This window comes from Pseudomonas sp. P1_A1, assembly GCF_056406935.1.
Genome location: NZ_JBFTZE010000007.1, coordinates 57,403 through 74,659 on the forward strand (window position 1 = coordinate 57,403; position 17,257 = coordinate 74,659).

Sequence of the window (17,257 nt, forward strand, 5' to 3'; positions counted from 1 at the left end):
GACTGAATGACTCCAGAAAAACCGCACAATCGACGATTTTCCGCTTGGGACGATAAATGGCCAAGGCACGCACGCATCAGCCGAGGATTCTATTTCTCACGGTGCAGGATTAACACAACATTACACTGCACAGTGTAGTTTCTAGGTTGCATCAAAGCCGATCACAAGTAAACTACTAAGTGTAGTTCTCCACTTCTCCCTGCCGAAGCGTACTTATGACAGCTCCACAGCGCCTCACCGACCGAAAACGCGAAGCCATCATTCAGGCGGCGATTGCCGAATTCCGTGCCAACGGTTTCGACATTACCAGCATGGACAAGATTGCCGCCACCGCCGGTGTGTCGAAGCGCACGGTGTACAACCACTTCCCGAGCAAGGAAGAGTTGTTCGCCGAAATCCTCAATCAGTTATGGACCCGGGTAACGGCCGAACAGGAAACGGCCTACCGCCATGACCTGCCCCTGCGCGATCAGCTGCGCCTGATGTTGCAGGCGAAATTGCAGATGCTGGCCGATGACAATTTTCTCGACCTGGCGCGAGTAGCGATCGCCGCTACCATCCACTCTCCCGAGCGTGCGCAGAACATGGTTGCCCGAATGGGTGAGCGCGAAGAAAGTTTGACCGTGTGGATTCGCGCCGCCCAGGCCGATGGCCGCTTGAAACAGGTCGCGCCCGAGTTCGCCGCGCAACAGATCCATGGGTTGCTCAAGTCCTTTGCGTTCTGGCCGCAGATCTCCATGGGCCAATCGGGCCTGTCGCCCGACATGCAGCACACCGTGGTGGAGTCGGCGCTGGACATGTTCCTGGCGTGTTATGCGTGCTGAATCAAGCTGCAAAAAATGACAATGTCCGCCGTTTTATCGCTGATCGGTCGCTCTGAATAAGAACCCGGTGATGTGTTTCTGAATGAGACTGACGCTGGAGCTATAGTGAGCCTCAGTCCCCGCCCCCTTCAGAGAGCATCATGAGCACTCCGACCCACGAAACCGAAACCGAAATCACCGGCCCCGTCGATCACCTGCGCTTCCATCGCCCTCACGCTCACCTGGCACCTACTTTCGGTACCGACCGTTTTGCCCTGCGCGCCGAGGCCTTTGCGCGGTTCTTCGGCACGCCGACCTTCCTTGGCGCCCAGACCTTGGTGGTGGTGATCTGGATTTGCCTGAACCTGTCCGGCGTAACCCAATTCGATGTGTACCCCTTCATCCTGCTCAACCTGGCGTTCAGCCTGCAAGCGGCCTACGCCGCACCGCTGATTCTGCTGGCCCAGACGCGTCAGGCGGCGCGGGACAAAGCCCAGTCAGATGCCGATGCGCGACATCGTGAAGCCTTGGCCATCGCCAACAGTGAACGTCAGGCCCAGGCCGCGCGGAACACTGCGCAACTGAAGGAGTTGCTGGAGCAAAATACCCGGCTCACCGAAATCACCAAGACCCTGACCGAACGCATCGAAAGCCTGACCTCGCAAATGCATCAACACTTCATCGGCAAGGAGCCACCGAAGGTTTGATCCGGAGCGCCCGCCCCAACTCGTCGAACAATGTGACCACCGAGCGCAACGCGCGGCAGTCCGGGCGGGTCAGCAGCCATAGCGCGGAGTCGTAACCGTGCAAGGGCTCGGTCAACGATTGCAGTCCGTCACCGATCAAAAAGTCCGGCAACGCCGCGACGCCCAGTCCGGCCCGCACCAACTCGGTCACCGACAACATGCTGTTGCAGCGATAACCGGGTGTTACGCCGGGCAACTGCTGACGCCGCCACGCAACGGTGGGGTGATCGGGCAGGAAATCGTCCGGGGCGATCCAGGTCAATGAGGCCAGGTCGTGGGATTCGACCGATTGCAGATAGGCCGCGCTGGCACAGACCCGGTAGGAAATGTCTGCCAGACGCCGGCCAACCAGATGCTCGGGCGGGGTGCGGGTCAGCCGCAAGGCGATGTCGGCGTCGCGGCGGCTGAGGTTGGCGAAGTCGTTGGAGGTGCAGAGTTCAATAGTCAGCGCCGGATAAGACGGCATGAACCGCGCCAGTGCCGGTAACAGCAGACTTTGCAGGACCGAATCGGTGCAGGTCAGGCGCACGGTGCCGCTAATGATTTCACCGCCCTGCTCCACGCCAATACGCGCCGCCTCCAGTGCTTGTTCGGCGCGTTCAGCCTGCTCGGCCAGGGTCTGCGCCAAGGTGGTAGGCAGGTAACCGGCGCGGCTCTTTTCGAACAGTTGCTGGCCCAGTGCGGCTTCGAGTCGACGGACCGCGCGAAACACCGTCGAAACGTCGACTTTCAACAACGCCGAAGCCCGGGCCAGAGAGCCGCCGCGCACTAAAGCGAGGATCAGCGACAGGTCGGGATAGTCCAGCCGATAGTGCATCGATGCATTGATCACTTGGGATAACGCCAATATTGATTGCGTGAACGCCAATCTATAGTCGGTGCCAGAAATCAACAAGCGTCGAGATCACTCATGGAAACCAACGCCATCCGCATCGCCCTGATCGGTGACTACGATCCACAGGTCACCGCCCACCAAGCCATCCCCGTCGCCCTCGGCATGGCCGCCGAACACACTGGCCAGAACGTTCAGTTTCAATGGCTGGCCACCGACCGCATCACCGCCGATACGCCGCTGGATGACTTCGATGGTTTCTGGTGCGTGCCCGCCAGCCCTTATCGCGACATGGAGGGCGCGCTACGGGCGATCCGCTTTGCCCGGGAACAACAACGACCGTTCCTCGGCACGTGCGGCGGTTTTCAGCACGCGGTGCTGGAATTCGCCCGCAACGTATTGGGTTGGGAAGATGCCGAACACGGCGAGACATCGCCCGACGCGAGACGGGCGTTACTCACGCCGCTGACCTGTTCGCTGGTGGAAGCCGTCGACAGCATTCAGTTGGTTGAAGGCTCGTTGATCGCCGAGGCGTACGAAAACGCTGAGATTCGTGAAGGCTATCACTGCCGTTACGGTGTGAATCCCGAGTTTGAACGGCAGCTACTGACACAACAGTTGCAGGCGGTTGGCCACGATTCTGCGGGGGGTCTGCGGGCGGTAGAGCTGAAGGATCATCCATTCTTTGTCGCAACGCTGTTCCAACCGGAACGCGCCGCACTCAAAGGCCTGCTGCCGCCGTTGGTCAAGGCATTGGTCGAGGCCTGTGTGAGGCAAAAATCATGATCGCCCCGACACCTGCAGCACCTTACTACGCAGTGATTTTCACCTCGCTGCGCACCGAAGGCGATCACGGTTACGAACAGGCCGCCGAACGCATGGTGGAACTGGCCCGTGAGCAACCCGGCTTCCTGGGCGTGGAATCGGCCCGGGGCGCGGATGGACTCGGGATTACGGTGTCCTACTGGGCCAGCGAAGCGGCGATCCTGGCCTGGAAGCATCACCCCGAGCACAGCGCGATTCGTGAACGCGGGCGATCAACCTGGTATTCGGCGTGTCATACGCGGGTGTGCAAGGTTGAGCGGGCCTATGCGTTCAATCAGTGAATGACCCGGTGATTCCGGAGGGCGTCTTCGCGGGCTTGCCCGCGAAGACGCCAGAACAGCCACCGCAAAACCCTCACCCCCGCACCAAACTCCTCACCGCCGTAATCTGCGGCACGTCCTGTCGATTCATGTACACCCGCAACGGCTCGGTGATGTTGATCCGGTCGTCGATGTTCTGGTCCAGCAGCAACTGAATCAGTTCGCGCTTGAGCGTCATGGTCTGCTCGGGGCCGGGTGCCCAGACGAATTCGCTGGCGGGGATGATGCCGTCGTCAGCCACGTCCATGCCGAAGGCGTCTTCGCTGAAGCGCACGATGTACTGGCCGGTTTTGCGATTGAGGCCGACGAAGCCTTTGAGCTGGTCGGCGGCCTGGCAAATGAGCTGGGAAGTGATGCGCATGGTAAACCTCACAAAAGATCGCTTAGGACCGGTGATCGATGGTTTACACACAGGGCAAGTGAACGGGTTTCCCTCTGCCGGGGAAACTGCCAGTGTGAAGATTACTGCAAAGAGCCGCACAAAAGCGTCGAAGAAATCTTCTTTAAACACGTTTATGTCGGTCTGGCGATAGCACAAGCGCCGCTCAGTTGTTAAAAGATACGTCTTTGAAAACTCATCGCAAAAGGACTTCGACCATGCCTGCCACCTTCACCAAGAGCGCGCTGCTGCTGAGCCTGATGCTCGGCCTCGGCCAGGCACAGGCCACCAGCGAGCCAAGCCCCAGCGCACTGGCAACCCGCCTGGGCATTCCGCACCCGGCGGTGATCGCCCACCGTGGCGCCTCTTTCGATGCACCGGAATCCACCGCCGCGGCCTATAAACTGGCTCGCGACCTGGGCGCCGATTACCTGGAAATGGACCTGCAACGTAGTAAGGATGGTGTGCTGTTCGCCCTGCACGACAACAACCTGCAACGCACCACCGACGTCGCTACCAAATTCCCTGAGCGCAAGGACAGGCCGGCCAACGAATTCACCATCGCCGAACTGAAAACCCTGGATGCCGGCAGCTGGTTCAACACGGCGTACCCGGATCGCGCGCGTCCGGGCTACGCGGGCCTGAAGATCCTGACCCTGGACGAAATCATCGACATCGCCCAAGGCAATCCGCTGCATAAGCCTGGCCTGTACATCGAAACCAAGGAGCCGAAGCAGTTTCCCGGCATCGAGCGCGATCTCAAGGATAAATTGCAGGACCGTGGCTGGCTGAGTCCGACAGGTTCCAAACTGGCAAAAAGTAATCTGGCGGTCGGCCAGGGGAAAGGCAAAGTCGTGCTGCAAACCTTCGAGAAGAGCAGCCTCGAACTGCTCGAGAAAGAGATGCCGCAAGTGCCGAAAATCCTGCTGTTGTGGGTCGGCGAAGGCAGCATCGAGCCAAAATCCAAAGTGACGTTCGCCGAGTCCGGAGACAAGGACAAAGCGACTTACTACGCCAAACAGGAACCGAAGGACAAAGCCGAATTCCAGCAATGGGTCGAGTACGCCAAGGCCCAGGGCGCTATCGGCACCGGGCCTTCTGCCGCGCTGACCAAGGGTGGCGATCAGAGCTATTCGGACCTGGTGAAACCGTGGATGAACCAGTTCACCCACGATCAGGGCCTGCTGGTGCACGTCTACACCATCGACGATGCCGTGGATTATCAGAAAGTGACGGATGCCGGTGTCGACGGCATCTTCACCAACCGCGCCAGCGAACTGCTGAAGTTCTATAAGCGCCCGGCGGCAGCGAGTGTTGCGCAGTTGTTGCAGAACAACGGCTACTGATTCAAGGCCGTGGCGCCTGTTTCGCGGGCGCCACAGGTAATTAAGGGTGAATTAAGTTGCGCTGTTTAACCTGATCCCACTTAAACAGCTCCTCCAAGGAAAGAACTTGATGAAAACCTTAACTGCCCTGTTCACCGCTGCTGCCCTGACCCTCACCGCCGGCCTGGCCCAAGCTGATGTTCGCGTCGACCAGATCCCCGAGTTGGTCAAAAGCGGCAAGATCAAACCCTTGGAAGAAATGAACCAGGCCGCGCTGAAGTTGCATCCGGGCGCCACGATTACCGATACCGACCTTGATAACCACTTCAACGGTTACGAATATGAAGTTGAACTGCGTCTGGCTGACAATACCGAATGGGACGTGGACTTCGATGCCGCCACTGGCAAGGTCCTGAGCAATAAGCAAGACAAGTGATTCAACTGCAAAAAGCCGCACGATCTTCGGGTCGTGCGGCTTTTTTGCATGTGGCGAAAGGCAAGTCGCTGAAGTGATGAACGAAGTCGCGCCCTTTTGCGCAAGCCCGCTAGAATCCTCAGAGCCATTCGGCATGTTGAAGCAGAGAACCAGGGATATGGGGCAAACAGCGACAGCAGATATCGCCACGATCAGCCGGATCAGTGCGGTGCCGGCGATTCTTCAGGTGATCAGTGAGTTGACTGGCCTGCGGTTCGCGGCTGTGGCCCGCGTTACCGGAAACACCTGGACCGCCTGCGCGGTACTCGATCGACTGGATTACGGTTTGCAGGTGGGCGATGAACTGCAGTTGGTCTCCACGCTGAGCGACGAAATTCGTCAGGGCCAGCAGTCGGTGGTGATCGACAAGGCCAGTGAAGACCCGCTCTGCCGCGATCACCAAACACCTCGCACCTGTCCATTCGAAAGCTACATTGCCGTGCCGATATTTCGCACCGACGGACGTTTTTTCGGCACCCTCTGCGCCCTCGATCCTGATCCTGCGCCGCTCAGGTCCAGCACGATCCAGAGCACCATGGAATCGTTCGCCCGGATGCTGGCGCTGCAGATCGGCGCCGAAGAAAACCTGCAACGGACCGAAGCGGCGCAGGTCCAGGAACGTAAAACCACCGAACTGCGCGAACAGTTCATCGCCGTGCTCGGCCATGACCTGCGCAACCCCTTGTTTGCCATCAGCGCCGGTGCCGAAATGCTCCTGCGCAAACTCAAAGACCCGCCAAATGAGCAACGGGTGCGGCATATCCTCGCCAGCGCCCGGCGTGCGACCAAACTGGTCGACGATGTGCTGGACTTCGCGCGCGGGTCATTGTGTCGCGGCATCCCGGTGAATATCGAGCCGTGCCCTGATTTGGGGGATGTGCTACGGCATGTGATCGCCGAGATCCAGAGCATTCACCCCAAGCGCATTATTCAGTCGTCGATTGGCGACCTGAGCGACATTCACTGCGATCGCGAACGGGTCGCGCAGTTGCTGTCCAACCTGCTGGCGAATGCCGTTGTCCACGGAGATCCCGACGGCCCGGTCGAGGTCAGTACGCAGGTCAAGGACGGGCACTTCTTATTGAGCGTGAAAAACCACGGGCTGATTGCCGAGGATGCGCTGCCGCATCTGTTCCAGCCCTACTCGCGACCGACCGGCGGAACACCACAGGCCGGCCTCGGGTTGGGGTTGTACATTGCCAACCAGATTGCGCAGGCCCATGGCGGCAAACTGGAGGTGGAATCGACCGAGCCGCAGGGCACGACGTTTACCTTCAGCTTGCCCCCCAGGACTTAAGCGGTGGTGCTGACCACCGAACCCGACGTACTGCCACCCTCATCCTGCAACGCCTGCAACAACGCCGCCGTCACCGTTTGCACGGAAGCCGACGTGGCCGCAATTTGCGACTGAGCCGCCGCGACCTCCGCCGCCTTGGCTTCGGTACTTTCCTGCCTGGCCTGGGCCGCTTGCAGTTGCTGCTGTTGTTCCTGCAATTGCTTTTGCAGTTCGGCGAGCTGTTTGCGCAGTTCCTTCACCGTATCGGACTCACTGCTGCTGGAGCTGCTTTCGCTCGACGCGGCTGCGCCGCCAGCGGCAACCTTGGTGGTGTCGCTGGATGTTTCGGTAGTGGCCGCGACAGTGCTGTCTTCGGTGCTGTCGCTGATCGAGACCTTGCTTGAAGAGGTCGACAGGGTCTGGTTGATTGAAACGGAGCTGATGCTGACCATGGGCGTTATCCAATATGCAGTTTGGGTAACTTGCGTCATCGTCAGGCGCGACACGAACTTGAGAGCGACTGTGTACCGACTCGGTAAGCGAATCGGTACACAGCCCTTTTCACTAGGCGCTCAATCGCGCCGTCACTTCGTTCAATTGCCCCGACAACCCATGCAGGTTGTGGCTGGCCGCTTCGGTGCGCTGCACGTTGTCCAGGTTGGTACTGGCGATGCTGGTGATTTCGGTGAGGTTGCGCGAGATGTCTTCGGCCACCGAAGTCTGTTCTTCAGCGGCGGTGGCGATCTGGCGGTTCATGTCGCGAATGGCTTCCACGGCATGGGTGATCCGCTCGAGCATGGCGCCGGCCTGGGTGACTTGCTCGACGCTTTGCTCACTGCGCGACTGGCCGCTTTCGATGGCTTGGGCCGCATCCACCGCACCGGTTTGCACGGTTTGAATGATCTGGTTGATCTCGATGATCGACGCCGCCGTGCGCTGGGCCAGGCTGCGCACTTCATCGGCAACCACCGCAAAACCACGCCCGGCTTCACCGGCACGGGCCGCTTCGATCGCTGCGTTGAGCGCCAGCAGGTTGGTTTGTTCGGCGATGCCGCGAATCACTTCCAGCACTTTGCCGATGCGCCCGCTGTCTTCTTCCAGACGACGGATGACCGTAGCGGTGTTGGCGATTTCGCCACGCATTTGGGTGATGGTATGAATGGTGCCCTGCATGACCTTCTCGCCCTGCTGGGCGGACTGATCGGCCTCGTCGGCCGCACGTGCGGCATCGGCGGCGTGACGCGCGACTTCTTGCGCGGTGGCGGACATTTCGTTCATCGCCGTGGCCACCTGATCGGTGCGATTGAACTGCTCGTTGGTGCCGCTGGCCATAAGGCCGGCAATCGAGTTCAGCTCACCGCTGGCACTGTCCAGGTCCGACGCGCTGCGCTGCAAACGACTGAAGGTTTCGGCGAGGAAATCGCGCAAGGTGTTGGCGGCCCTGGCCAGATTGCCCAACTCGTCCTGACGGGTGCTGGCCACGCGTTCGGCGAACCGGCCCTGGCTGAGTTGCGCCACGTAGTCGATCAGTTTGCGGATCGGCTCCACCAGGTTGCGATTGACCAGCCACAGACTCAACAGGCCAATCAGTAGACCCGACAGCAGCATCACCACGATCCCCAGCAACACGGTGCGATCGGCGCTGGCGCTGATCAGCTTCGATTGCTCGCTGCCCTGCTTGCGCAGTTCGCTGACCAGCTCATTCATCTGTTCGCTGGCGGCACGGTCCATGCCCTTGACCGCGTTGTCGCCGGCCGCGGGGTCGGCACCCGCCGCCACGTAGGCATCACGACCCTTCAGATAGGCCGCCCCCAGGAGACGATGCTCTTCACGCAAACGTTCGATGCGAGTCTTGAGTTGCGGCTCGATGCCCTTCTGCCCGGCCAGCTCGCCCAGGATGCCCTGCACGTTGCGCTGGCCGTCCTCGAATTGCTTCCAGTATTTGTCCAGGTCCGCTGGCTGCTTGCCGCGCAGCAGGACGTTTTTCCACTCCTGAACCTGCACCTTGAATTGCAGGTTGGCTTCATCGATCAATTGCGAGGTGCGCAACGGGCCTTCAATCAGATTCGCGTAGCTCTGAACACCGTTGGACAGAAAGTGAAAGCTGGCCAAGGCGATCAACAACATCGCCAACAGGCTGCCGCTCAACAGGGCGAGAATTTGTGCTCGAAGGGACTTTTGTAGAGACATCGGGAAGTACTCAAAACAGGAATGAGGCACGCGGATGAAGGCGTGAAAAGTATCCGGACATCCCTGTCAGCCACGTTGGCCCTTGGCCGAAGGCGCGCAAACTTAACCCAAGCGTGATCGGCCTGCCAGAGCGGTTCTTGAGGAGAATCCGACCATCGGTATCGCAATCGTTTGCGTACACCTCGCCGTCACAAAACCGTCATGAGCGCTTGCAATGATGGGGCTCAAGTGAACCTGTGAAACCCGCGACAGGCGCCTCCTCGCAGCGAGACTTCATGAACCACAGCATTGACCAACGCCATCGCGATTCCGACCTGTTCGGCCTGCTTTACGGTTTCAGTTTTCGCCCTGGCGAGCGCGGTCGAGAGATCGATTCGGCCAAGGCACTGCACTGCCTGCAACAACCGGACGACAGTGATGAGTTTCTCTGGCTGCACCTGAACCTGGCCCATGCGGCGTGCGAACGCTGGATGAAAAGCCATCTGGAATTGCCCGACGAGTTTTTCGAAGCCTTGCATGAAGGCTCCCGCTCGACGCGTATCGAGCACGTCGATTCAGCGTTGCTGGCGGTGGTCAACGACGTGGTGTTCAACCTCAGCAGCATGGTTTCTTCGGATGTCTCGACGCTGTGGGTCTGCGCCCGCAGTCGGCTGATCATCAGCGCGCGCCTGCAACCGCTGCACTCGGTGGACAAGCTGCGCTCTTCGGTGAAGGCCGGTGAATGCTTTCGCTCGCCGCTGGAACTGCTGGTGCATTTGCTGCGCGATCAGGGCGAAGTGCTGACGCAGATCGTGCGCAAGACCAGCCTCAGTGTCGATCAGATCGAAGATGAATTGCTGTCGTCGCGCCTGTCCACCAACCGCGCCGAACTGGGCGCCAACCGCCGGGTGCTGGTGCGCCTGCAACGGCTGCTGGCGCTGGAGCCGGGTTCGTTACTGCGCCTGCTCAATCGCCCGCCGCAATGGTTGCAGAAGGAGGACGTCAAGGAGCTGCGCAAGTCCACCGAGGAGTTTGCGCTGATCATCAACGACCTCACCGCGCTCGGTGAACGGATCAAGCTGTTGCAGGAAGAAATCGCCGCCAACCTCAACGAACAGAGCAACCGCACGCTGTTCACCCTGACCGTGGTCACGGTGCTGGCGCTGCCGATCAACATCATTGCCGGTTTCTTCGGCATGAACGTCGGCGGGGTGCCGCTTGCCGGTGACCCGGAGGGGTTCTGGATTCTGGTGGCACTGGTGGCGACGTTTACCCTGATTGCCGGGCGCTGGGCGTTTCGCAAGCGGCGCGATTATTAAGATCAAAAGATCGCAGCCTTCGGCAGCTCCTACATTGACTGTATTCGCCGCAATTTTTGCGGATGAACATGCACCTGTTGGAGCTGCCGAAGGCTGCGATCTTTTGCTTCTGCGCTTTCAACACACCGCAAAAAAACCAAACACTGACCCAGCGCAGTCTCACTGTAATATTTAGCAACGATCATGACCGATACTCCTTCTCTGCTCAGGATTATCCGGCATGGCTACGCCTTCCTTCACCGCCGCTGCACAGGCTCCCGCCAGCGGCGCCAGGCCGCAGTTCGATAAAAAAACCGGCCTGCTCACCTTCGTGATGTTCTTTGCCGTGCTGGGCTGCGGGCTGCTGTTTACCGCCTACAGCCTGATGCACGACATGAGCGAACTCGGCACGGTGGTCACCACCTGGACGCCGTTTCTGCTGTTGGGCGTCGCCCTGTTGATTGCCTTGGGCTTTGAGTTCGTCAACGGTTTTCACGACACCGCCAACGCCGTGGCGACGGTGATCTACACCCATTCCTTGCCGCCGAATTTCGCAGTGGCCTGGTCGGGGTTCTTCAACTTTCTGGGGGTGTTGCTGTCAAGCGGCGCGGTGGCGTTCGGCATCATCGCCCTGCTGCCGGTGGAGCTGATTCTGCAAGTCGGCTCCTCTGCCGGTTTCGCGATGATCTTCGCCCTGTTGATCGCCGCCATCCTGTGGAACCTCGGCACCTGGTGGCTGGGCTTGCCAGCCTCTTCGTCGCACACCCTGATCGGTTCGATCATCGGTGTCGGCGTGGCCAATGCCTTGATGCACGGCCGCGACGGCACCAGTGGCGTGGACTGGGCCCAGGCGACCAAGGTCGGTTACGCGTTGCTGCTATCGCCGCTGATCGGCTTCGCGTTTGCCGCGCTGTTGCTGCTGGCGTTGCGCGTCTTCGTCAAAAATCGCGCACTGTACAAGGCGCCCAAGGGTGATACCCCGCCACCGTGGTGGATTCGCGGCATGTTGATTCTGACCTGCACCGGCGTGTCGTTCGCCCACGGCTCCAACGACGGCCAGAAAGGCATGGGCCTGATCATGCTGATTCTGGTGGGCACGCTGCCGATGGCGTATGCATTGAACCGCACCATGCCGGCGGATCAGGCCTTGCAATTCGCCGCGGTGGCCGAAGTCACCCAGCAAGCCCTGATGAGAAACACACCACTGCCGATGCCCACCGATCCACGCCCGGTGCTGACCGACTACATGCGCAACAAGGAAGCCACCCCGCAACTGATCCCCGCCCTCGCCGCGCTGGCGGGCCAAATCGGTAACGAAGTGAAGGGTTACGGCTCGCTGTCGAAAGTCCCGGCCGAAGCGATGGGCAACGTGCGCAACGACATGTACCTGACCAGCGAAACCATTCGCCTGATGGACAAGAACAAGGTCGGAAACTTCGACGCCGACACCACCGGCAAGCTGCAGCTGTTCAAGCAACAGATCGACAACGCCACGCGGTTCATTCCGCTATGGGTGAAGATCGCGGTGGCCATCGCCCTGGGGCTGGGCACCATGGTCGGCTGGAAACGCATCGTGGTGACGGTCGGCGAGAAAATCGGCAAGACGCACCTGACCTACGCCCAAGGCGCCTCGGCGGAAACCGTGGCGATGCTGACCATCGGCGCCGCCGACATGTTCGGCCTRCCGGTATCGACCACCCACGTGTTGTCTTCAGGCGTGGCCGGGACCATGGTCGCCAACGGTGGCGGCTTGCAGATGAAGACCATCCGCAACCTGCTGATGGCCTGGGTGCTGACCTTGCCGGCGGCGATTGTGCTGTCGGGCAGCTTGTACTGGTTGTTCACCAAGCTGTTCTGAAGTATCGCGTCCACAGGTCATGCGTTGGACTGGATGATTTGCCCCAGCCAGTCCATGAACGCCCTGACCCGCAACGGTAAATGCCGTTGCCGGGCATAGAGCAGCGAGACTTCCATGGACGGTGCATTGAACTGCGGTAGTACCGCGACCAACTCGCCGCTGCGCAGGTACGACTGCAGCCCCGTCACTGGCGCCTGGATCAAGCCGAAGCCACCCAGGCATGCCGACTCATAAGCGTCGGTGCTGTTCACCGTGATGCTGCCCGCCATTGGCACTCGATGCAGCGTGCCCCCCTCCTCGTACAGAAAACCGTCCGACCGCGCGCCCAATACACCGACGTAATGGACCAGCCGATGCTGTGCCAGATCTTCAATTTGTTCAGGCACGCCATAGCGCTGCAAATACGTGGGGCTGGCGCAGTTGACCATGGCGAAATCGCATAAATGACGCGCGACCACCGATTGATCCGGTTGCGCGCCAATCCGCACCACGCAGTCAAACCCTTCGCTGAGCAAATCGACCCGGCGGTCGGTGCTGCTGATTTCGAGTTCCAGATGAGGGTGCCGCGCCATGAATTCCGGCAAGCGCGGCATCACCACGCGCCGGGCCAGAATGTTCGGCATGTCGATGCGAATCCTCCCGACGAGTGAAGCCTCGTCCTGGCGAAACAACCCCTCGATTTCATCCATGTGCGACAGCAAGTCCTTGCTGCGTTCGTACAACACCAGACCGTCCTGCGTCGCCTGAACCTTGCGCGTGGTGCGTTGCAGCAGACGCGTGCCCAGCAGTGTTTCCAGGGCCTGGATGTGCTCGGACACCGTAGACCTGGGCAAGCCCAGGCTTTCACCCGCCAGGGTAAAACTCGACATTTCGCTGACGCGGACGAAGGTGCGCAGCAGTTCCAGTTTGTTCATGGGCCGACCTTCTATTGTTCGGATTAACCGACCAGTGATTCCGATTCCAACCTGTTTATCACCCTGAGGCGGATAAATAAACTTTCTCCACATCATCACTCACTGCTCTGAGGACATCCCATGAACCGTAAAATCGCATTGATCACCGGCGCCAGTCGCGGTCTTGGCAAAAGCACCGCCCTGCATCTGGCAGCGCAAGGCATCGACATCATCGGCACCTACAACAGCCAGGCTGGCGATGCGCAGGCACTGGTCGCGGAGATTGAAAAACTCGGTGGCCGCGCCGCCATGCTGCAACTCGACGTCGGCCAGAGTGAACACTTCGCCGATTTCAGCACCCGGGTTGGAGAGGTGTTGCGCGAACACTTCGACCGCCAGCATTTCCACTTCCTGATCAACAATGCTGGCGTCGGCATTCACGCGAACTTCGTCGACACCACGCTGGCGCAGTTCGACTTGCTGATGAACGTCCATTTGAAGGGGCCGTTTTTCCTCACTCAGAGCCTGCTGCCGTTGATGGCTGACGGCGGGCGCATCATCAATATCTCCAGCGGCCTGACCCGTTTCAGCCTGCCGGGTTATGGCGCCTATGCGGCGATGAAGGGCGCGATGGAAGTGCTGACGCGCTACCAGGCCAAGGAACTCGGTGCGCGCAATATTGCGGTGAATACGCTGGCACCGGGCGCCATCGAAACCGATTTCGGCGGTGGGACAGTGCGCGATAACAACGACGTGAACAGCTACGTCGCCGGCAATACAGCGTTGGGTCGTGTAGGTAAACCTGACGATATCGGGGGCGCGATAGCGTTGCTGCTGGCGCCGGGTGGCCAGTGGATCAACGGGCAGCGCGTCGAGGCTTCGGGGGGGATGTTTCTGTAAGCAAAGAGCAAAAGATCGCAGCCCAGGCTGCGATCTTTGCTTTACCCTTCCAACGCCCTGCGCACCATCAACCGCTCTCGCACCACGTCGTAACCCCAGTGGTACACGTAGGTGTACGGCAGGAAAAACAGCAGCACGCCGATGTCCAGCAGGAACGCCTGCCACAGGCTGATCTTCAGCCACCAGGCAATCAACGGCACGCCGAACGCCACCAGACCGCCTTCGAAAAGCAATGCATGGACCACGCGGACCCAGGCGTTACGCACAATGGCGAAGCGCTTGAGCAAGCGGTCGAACAGGCCGTTGAAGACCACGTTCCAGGCCAGCGCAAGGGCGGCAATCGCCAGGGTGGCCACGCCCATTTCCAGCATGGGCTTGTCCATAACCCAGGCCAATAGCGGAGTACAGATCAATATCGCCAGCAGTTCGAAACCGATGGCCTGGAGAATTCGTTCAGTGATGGATTTGTTGGCGTTCATGGCCAGGCTCCCTGAGTGACTGTGGTTGCCATGATCCGCCCTCACACCGATACTTCATAACCAATAACCATCGATCAAGGCGATAGTTCATGGCTTCCCACGAAGTGTTGCTGGCGTTTGTAGAGGCCGCGACCCAAGGCTCGTTTTCCGCCGCGGCGCGCAAGCTCGGGCGCAGTCAGTCGACCATCAGCGCCGCCGTGGCGAGCCTGGAAATCGACCTGAACCTTGTCCTCTTCGACCGCAGCAGCCGCAAGCCGAGCCTGACCCCGGCCGGGCACGTCATGCTGCAACGAGCCGAGGAGATTCTGGCCGCCACCAGCCGTCTGGAAATGACCGCCAGCCAACTGTCCCAAGGCATCGAGCCAAAGTTGACCGTGGCGATTTCCGACACTTATCAGTCCGACCGTTTCGAAGCGGCGCTCAGTGCTTTCGAGCAGCGTTACCCGGACCTGGAACTTGAATGCCTGATCGCCGAATGCGATGACCTGGTAGCACTGGTACAACGCGGCCGCGCACACGTTGCCTTCGCCGAAATGCAGGACAGCTACCCGCCGGACCTGGTCAGTTCGACGGTGGACGAGCGCACGGAAATCGCCCTGTTCGTGTCCCACACGCACCCGTTGGCGACGCTGAACGACATCGATCAGGACGTGCTGCAACAGCACCGCGAACTGCGTCTGGCGACGATCGTCAATCCGTATGAAAGCCGCGCGAAGGGACGTGTCTGGTCGGCGCCGAGTTACCTGATGCTGCTGGAAATGGCCCAGGGCGGGTTCGGCTGGGCACCGTTGCCACGGTGGTTGGTGGGACGGTTCGGGGCGGGTTCGTTGGTGGAATTGAAAGTGCGTGGCTGGCCAAAACCGGTGTACGTCGATGCGCTGTGGTCGCGTTTGCACCCGCCGGGGCCGGCGGGGAGTTGGTTATTGGGCAAGATGCTGGAATGAAGGTCCGCAAGACCACATCATCCCAACTCCCGCAATCGCCCCTCGATAAACCGCCGCTCCGGCACCTGCTGCGTCAATTCCAGCGCCCGCTGATACGCCGCTCGCGCTTCCTCCACCCTTCCCAACTGCCGGCAAAACTCTGCCCGTGCCGAATGTGCCAGGTGGTAATCCAGCAACTCGCCCCGGGCCAGAATCCCTTCGATCAACGTCAGCCCGGCCTGCGGGCCATCGCGCCTGGACAGCGCCGCCGCGCGGTTCAGTTCGATCACCGGCGACGGCACCGCCCGCAGCAGCACGTCGTACAGACCGACAATCTGCGCCCAGTCCGTCTCTGCCGCCGAGGGCGCTTCGGCATGCACCGCGGCAATCGCCGCTTGCAGGCAATAAGGCCCGAAGCGCCGCGTGGTCAGCGCACGCTCAATCAAGGCGCAGCCTTCGGCAATCAGCTCGGCATTCCACAACGAGCGATCCTGTTCATCCAGCACAATCAGCTCACCGCTCGCGGAGGTCCTGGCCGGGCGCCGGGACTCATGCAACAGCATCAGCGCCAGCAGCCCCATTACCTCCGGTTCAGGCAACAACTCCATCAACAACCGACCGAGACGAATCGCTTCGCGCGTCAGGTCTTCACGGGTCAGCTCGCTGCCGACAGACGCCGAGTACCCTTCGTTGAACACCAGGTAAATCACCCGCAACACGCTGTCGAGTCGCTCGGGCAATTCCGTCAGGGTGGGTACTTGATAAGGGATTTTCGCGTCACGGATCTTGGCCTTGGCGCGCACGATGCGCTGGGCGATGGTGGCCGGCGCCGAGAGGAAAGCCCGGGCGATTTCTTCCGTGGTCAGGTCGCAGACTTCGCGCAGGGTCAGCGGCACTTGAGCGTCCGCCGCCAGTGCCGGGTGACAACAGGTGAAGATCAGGCGCAGGCGATCGTCTTCCACGTCTTCGTCACTCCAGTCGGCCTGCTCCAGCGCCTCCAGTTGAGCGATCAACACCGGCCGGGATGCGTTAAAACGTGCGCGCCGGCGCAACACATCAATGGCCTTGAAACGGCCAGTAGACACCAGCCAGGTGCGCGGATTGTCCGGCACGCCGTCGCGCTGCCAGCGCTCGACCGCGACGAAGAACGCCTCGTGCAGCGCTTCTTCGGCGAGGTCGAAATCGCCGAGCAGGCGGATCAGGGTCGCCAGGATTCGCCGCGACTCGTCACGGTAAACCTGCTCGACTTGCGCCCGTACCGATTCGCCCGGCATCAGTCCGGCATGCCTGGGGGCATTTTTCGCTGGACGGGTTGCACACTCATAAAAGAACTCCTGTTGTGATAGCTATTCAGACATTCAACTGGCGAACGGGCCGCACCTCGACACAGCCAACCCGGGCCGCCGGAATGTTACCGGCGACCTGGAGGGCTTCATTGAGGTCCTTGGCATCGATCAGGTAGAAGCCGGCCAACTGCTCCTTGGTTTCAGCGAACGGGCCATCGGTGATCGACATTTTGCCGTTGCGCATGCGCACGGTGGTCGCGGTCTGCACCGACTCCAGCGCTTCGGCGGCGATCATCCGGCCGCTGCCCTGGATCGACTCGGCATAGGCCATGCACTCGGCGTCGTTGGGGCTTTCGGGCAGCGAGTGCAATTCGTGCTCGTTGCTGTAGACCAGGCATAAGTACTTCATGAGGCTCTCCATTTCAGACGGCTTTGCCGTGACCGAACTGATCAACTATGGCTGTCGATTG

Annotated in this window: 19 protein-coding genes; 11 read left to right on the forward strand and 8 right to left on the reverse strand. The window is 60.4% G+C overall.

All coding sequences use genetic code 11. The features are described 5' to 3' along the window. The first annotated feature begins 215 nt into the window (after positions 1-215). Together AC1D2Q_RS12415 and AC1D2Q_RS12420 are read left to right on the forward strand one after the other, a co-directional pair. Positions 216-824 (forward strand): TetR/AcrR family transcriptional regulator, encoded by a 609-nt coding sequence (locus AC1D2Q_RS12415; protein WP_305478833.1) that lies wholly within the window; start codon positions 216-218, stop codon positions 822-824. A 140-nt stretch (positions 825-964) separates the two neighbouring features. Then, complete coding sequence (locus AC1D2Q_RS12420) at positions 965-1,510, forward strand: DUF1003 domain-containing protein (protein WP_477813364.1); 546 nt, start codon at positions 965-967, stop codon at positions 1,508-1,510. Here the strand turns inward: AC1D2Q_RS12420 and AC1D2Q_RS12425 are convergent. After that, positions 1,482-2,444 carry a LysR family transcriptional regulator gene (locus AC1D2Q_RS12425; RefSeq protein ID WP_477813365.1) on the reverse strand — a complete coding sequence of 321 codons (963 nt, stop codon included), beginning with the start codon at positions 2,442-2,444 and terminating at the stop codon, positions 1,482-1,484. The genes AC1D2Q_RS12420 and AC1D2Q_RS12425 overlap by 29 nt on opposite strands. 15 nt (positions 2,445-2,459) lie before the next feature. On the opposite strand from AC1D2Q_RS12425, the gene AC1D2Q_RS12430 reads away from it, so the two are divergent. Together AC1D2Q_RS12430 and AC1D2Q_RS12435 are read left to right on the forward strand one after the other, a co-directional pair. Beyond that, complete coding sequence (locus tag AC1D2Q_RS12430; protein WP_477813366.1) at positions 2,460-3,167, forward strand: CTP synthase C-terminal region-related (seleno)protein; 708 nt, start codon at positions 2,460-2,462, stop codon at positions 3,165-3,167. Then, positions 3,164-3,487 (forward strand): antibiotic biosynthesis monooxygenase family protein, encoded by a 324-nt coding sequence (locus AC1D2Q_RS12435; protein ID WP_305409937.1) that lies wholly within the window; start codon positions 3,164-3,166, stop codon positions 3,485-3,487. The genes AC1D2Q_RS12430 and AC1D2Q_RS12435 overlap by 4 nt, the downstream gene beginning before the upstream one ends. 73 nt (positions 3,488-3,560) lie before the next feature. On the opposite strand, the gene AC1D2Q_RS12440 is transcribed toward AC1D2Q_RS12435, so the two are convergent. Continuing rightward, positions 3,561-3,887, reverse strand: a complete 327-nt coding sequence (locus tag AC1D2Q_RS12440) for a DUF2025 family protein (RefSeq protein ID WP_064616425.1) — start codon at positions 3,885-3,887, stop codon at positions 3,561-3,563. A 236-nt stretch (positions 3,888-4,123) separates the two neighbouring features. Between AC1D2Q_RS12440 and AC1D2Q_RS12445 the strand changes: the two genes are divergently transcribed. The 3 genes from AC1D2Q_RS12445 to AC1D2Q_RS12455 all read left to right on the forward strand — a co-directional run bounded on the left by AC1D2Q_RS12445 (position 4,124) and on the right by AC1D2Q_RS12455 (position 7,002). Beyond that, the gene (locus AC1D2Q_RS12445) at positions 4,124-5,251 is read left to right on the forward strand and encodes a glycerophosphodiester phosphodiesterase (RefSeq protein WP_477813367.1); all 1,128 of its coding nucleotides are present in this window, start codon (positions 4,124-4,126) and stop codon (positions 5,249-5,251) included. Between the two features lie 109 nt (positions 5,252-5,360). Then, complete coding sequence (locus AC1D2Q_RS12450; protein ID WP_007934833.1) at positions 5,361-5,666, forward strand: PepSY domain-containing protein; 306 nt, start codon at positions 5,361-5,363, stop codon at positions 5,664-5,666. Between the two features lie 157 nt (positions 5,667-5,823). After that, on the forward strand, positions 5,824-7,002 hold the full coding sequence (locus AC1D2Q_RS12455) for a GAF domain-containing sensor histidine kinase (RefSeq protein ID WP_477813368.1): 1,179 nt from the start codon (positions 5,824-5,826) through the stop codon (positions 7,000-7,002). Here AC1D2Q_RS12455 and AC1D2Q_RS12460 read toward each other — a convergent pair. After that, positions 6,999-7,433 (reverse strand): hypothetical protein, encoded by a 435-nt coding sequence (locus AC1D2Q_RS12460; RefSeq protein ID WP_477813369.1) that lies wholly within the window; start codon positions 7,431-7,433, stop codon positions 6,999-7,001. The genes AC1D2Q_RS12455 and AC1D2Q_RS12460 overlap by 4 nt on opposite strands. A 112-nt stretch (positions 7,434-7,545) precedes the next feature. After that, on the reverse strand, positions 7,546-9,171 hold the full coding sequence (locus tag AC1D2Q_RS12465; RefSeq protein ID WP_477813370.1) for a methyl-accepting chemotaxis protein: 1,626 nt from the start codon (positions 9,169-9,171) through the stop codon (positions 7,546-7,548). A 275-nt stretch (positions 9,172-9,446) separates the two neighbouring features. Here AC1D2Q_RS12465 and AC1D2Q_RS12470 point away from each other — a divergent pair, with 275 nt between their 5' ends. Both AC1D2Q_RS12470 and AC1D2Q_RS12475 read left to right on the forward strand, forming a co-directional pair. Next, the gene (locus AC1D2Q_RS12470; RefSeq protein ID WP_019581436.1) at positions 9,447-10,469 is read left to right on the forward strand and encodes a transporter; all 1,023 of its coding nucleotides are present in this window, start codon (positions 9,447-9,449) and stop codon (positions 10,467-10,469) included. Between the two features lie 220 nt (positions 10,470-10,689). Beyond that, entirely contained in the window at positions 10,690-12,306 is a 1,617-nt protein-coding gene (locus tag AC1D2Q_RS12475) for an inorganic phosphate transporter (RefSeq protein WP_477813371.1), read from the forward strand. A 17-nt stretch (positions 12,307-12,323) separates the two neighbouring features. On the opposite strand, the gene AC1D2Q_RS12480 is transcribed toward AC1D2Q_RS12475, so the two are convergent. Next, on the reverse strand, positions 12,324-13,220 hold the full coding sequence (locus AC1D2Q_RS12480) for a LysR family transcriptional regulator (RefSeq protein WP_477813372.1): 897 nt from the start codon (positions 13,218-13,220) through the stop codon (positions 12,324-12,326). A gap of 120 nt (positions 13,221-13,340) precedes the next feature. Here AC1D2Q_RS12480 and AC1D2Q_RS12485 point away from each other — a divergent pair, with 120 nt between their 5' ends. Next, complete coding sequence (locus AC1D2Q_RS12485; protein WP_477813373.1) at positions 13,341-14,099, forward strand: SDR family NAD(P)-dependent oxidoreductase; 759 nt, start codon at positions 13,341-13,343, stop codon at positions 14,097-14,099. 41 nt (positions 14,100-14,140) lie between these two features. Here the strand turns inward: AC1D2Q_RS12485 and AC1D2Q_RS12490 are convergent, their stop codons facing one another. Then, positions 14,141-14,578 carry a multidrug/biocide efflux PACE transporter gene (locus AC1D2Q_RS12490; RefSeq protein ID WP_477813374.1) on the reverse strand — a complete coding sequence of 146 codons (438 nt, stop codon included), beginning with the start codon at positions 14,576-14,578 and terminating at the stop codon, positions 14,141-14,143. Between the two features lie 89 nt (positions 14,579-14,667). On the opposite strand from AC1D2Q_RS12490, the gene AC1D2Q_RS12495 reads away from it, so the two are divergent. Further along, complete coding sequence (locus tag AC1D2Q_RS12495; RefSeq protein WP_028939393.1) at positions 14,668-15,522, forward strand: LysR family transcriptional regulator; 855 nt, start codon at positions 14,668-14,670, stop codon at positions 15,520-15,522. A gap of 17 nt (positions 15,523-15,539) precedes the next feature. Here the strand turns inward: AC1D2Q_RS12495 and AC1D2Q_RS12500 are convergent, their stop codons facing one another. Continuing rightward, on the reverse strand, positions 15,540-16,775 hold the full coding sequence (locus AC1D2Q_RS12500; RefSeq protein ID WP_477813375.1) for an RNA polymerase sigma factor: 1,236 nt from the start codon (positions 16,773-16,775) through the stop codon (positions 15,540-15,542). 76 nt (positions 16,776-16,851) lie between these two features. Beyond that, positions 16,852-17,196: a YciI family protein gene (locus AC1D2Q_RS12505; protein WP_019651728.1), complete on the reverse strand. Its 345-nt coding sequence runs from the start codon at positions 17,194-17,196 to the stop codon at positions 16,852-16,854. Positions 17,197-17,257: the final 61 nt, after the last annotated feature.

Coding starts and splice junctions, on each gene's coding strand:
- AC1D2Q_RS12415 (WP_305478833.1), top strand. CDS start 216: ATGACAGCTCCACAGCGCCTCACCGACCGAAAACGCGAAGCCATCATT.
- AC1D2Q_RS12420 (WP_477813364.1), top strand. CDS start 965: ATGAGCACTCCGACCCACGAAACCGAAACCGAAATCACCGGCCCCGTC.
- AC1D2Q_RS12430 (WP_477813366.1), top strand. CDS start 2,460: ATGGAAACCAACGCCATCCGCATCGCCCTGATCGGTGACTACGATCCA.
- AC1D2Q_RS12435 (WP_305409937.1), top strand. CDS start 3,164: ATGATCGCCCCGACACCTGCAGCACCTTACTACGCAGTGATTTTCACC.
- AC1D2Q_RS12440 (WP_064616425.1), bottom strand. CDS start 3,887: ATGCGCATCACTTCCCAGCTCATTTGCCAGGCCGCCGACCAGCTCAAA.
- AC1D2Q_RS12445 (WP_477813367.1), top strand. CDS start 4,124: ATGCCTGCCACCTTCACCAAGAGCGCGCTGCTGCTGAGCCTGATGCTC.
- AC1D2Q_RS12450 (WP_007934833.1), top strand. CDS start 5,361: ATGAAAACCTTAACTGCCCTGTTCACCGCTGCTGCCCTGACCCTCACC.
- AC1D2Q_RS12455 (WP_477813368.1), top strand. CDS start 5,824: ATGGGGCAAACAGCGACAGCAGATATCGCCACGATCAGCCGGATCAGT.
- AC1D2Q_RS12460 (WP_477813369.1), bottom strand. CDS start 7,433: ATGGTCAGCATCAGCTCCGTTTCAATCAACCAGACCCTGTCGACCTCT.
- AC1D2Q_RS12465 (WP_477813370.1), bottom strand. CDS start 9,171: ATGTCTCTACAAAAGTCCCTTCGAGCACAAATTCTCGCCCTGTTGAGC.
- AC1D2Q_RS12470 (WP_019581436.1), top strand. CDS start 9,447: ATGAACCACAGCATTGACCAACGCCATCGCGATTCCGACCTGTTCGGC.
- AC1D2Q_RS12480 (WP_477813372.1), bottom strand. CDS start 13,220: ATGAACAAACTGGAACTGCTGCGCACCTTCGTCCGCGTCAGCGAAATG.
- AC1D2Q_RS12485 (WP_477813373.1), top strand. CDS start 13,341: ATGAACCGTAAAATCGCATTGATCACCGGCGCCAGTCGCGGTCTTGGC.
- AC1D2Q_RS12490 (WP_477813374.1), bottom strand. CDS start 14,578: ATGAACGCCAACAAATCCATCACTGAACGAATTCTCCAGGCCATCGGT.
- AC1D2Q_RS12495 (WP_028939393.1), top strand. CDS start 14,668: ATGGCTTCCCACGAAGTGTTGCTGGCGTTTGTAGAGGCCGCGACCCAA.
- AC1D2Q_RS12500 (WP_477813375.1), bottom strand. CDS start 16,775: ATGCCGGGCGAATCGGTACGGGCGCAAGTCGAGCAGGTTTACCGTGAC.
- AC1D2Q_RS12505 (WP_019651728.1), bottom strand. CDS start 17,196: ATGAAGTACTTATGCCTGGTCTACAGCAACGAGCACGAATTGCACTCG.